Source organism: Streptomyces rimosus subsp. rimosus, from assembly GCF_000720725.1.
GTDB classification, from domain to species: Bacteria; Actinomycetota; Actinomycetes; order Streptomycetales; family Streptomycetaceae; genus Streptomyces; species Streptomyces rimosus_A.
In genome coordinates, this window is record NZ_JOCQ01000230.1 from 1 (window position 1) to 854 (window position 854).

An 854-nucleotide genomic window follows, 5' to 3' on the forward strand; every position below is an offset into this window, starting at 1 on the left:
TCCCGGTCGGAGTAGGCGTACTCGTGGTCGTCGCGGCCCCACTTGATCTTGTAGAGCGGGGGGCGGGAGAGGTAGACGTGCCCGGCTTCCACCAGCGGCCGCATGAAGCGGAAGAGGAAGGTGAGCAGCAGGGTGTTGATGTGCTGGCCGTCGACGTCGGCGTCCGCCATCAGGATGATCTTGTGGTAGCGGAGCTTGTCGATGTCGAAGTCCTCGTGGACCCCGGTACCGAAGGCGGAGATCAGCGCCTGCACCTCGTTGTTGTGCAGGATCTTGTCGACCCGCGCCTTCTCCACGTTCAGGATCTTGCCGCGGATCGGCAGGATGGCCTGGTACTGCGGGTCGCGGCCGGACTTGGCCGAGCCGCCGGCGGAGTCACCCTCGACGATGAAGATCTCGCACTTGGTGGGGTCGTTGGACTGGCAGTCCGAGAGCTTGCCGGGCAGCGACGCGGTCTCCAGCAGGCCCTTGCGGCGGGTCAGGTCCCGGGCCTTGCGGGCCGCCACCCGGGCGGTGGCGGCCTGGATGCCCTTGCGGATGATGTCCGCGGCCTCGTTCGGGTTGCGGTCCAGCCAGTCCGTCAGGTGCTCGTGGACCACCTTCTGCACGAACGTCTTGGCCTCGGTGTTGCCCAGCTTCGTCTTGGTCTGGCCCTCGAACTGCGGCTCACCGAGCTTGACCGAGATGATCGCCGTCAGACCCTCGCGGATGTCCTCACCCGTGAGGTTGTCGTCCTTCTCCCGCAGCAGCTTCTTGTCCCGGGCGTAACGGTTGATCAGACCCGTCAGCGCCGCGCGGAAGCCCTCCTCGTGCGTACCGCCCTCATGCGTGTGGATCGTGTTGGCGAAGGAGTA

1 protein-coding gene is annotated in these 854 nt (G+C 66.0%); it reads right to left on the reverse strand.

The genetic code is table 11. The features are described from left to right. On the reverse strand, nucleotides 1-854 hold an 854-nt coding region (locus IH45_RS0142640), incomplete at both ends, for a toprim domain-containing protein (protein WP_030682614.1).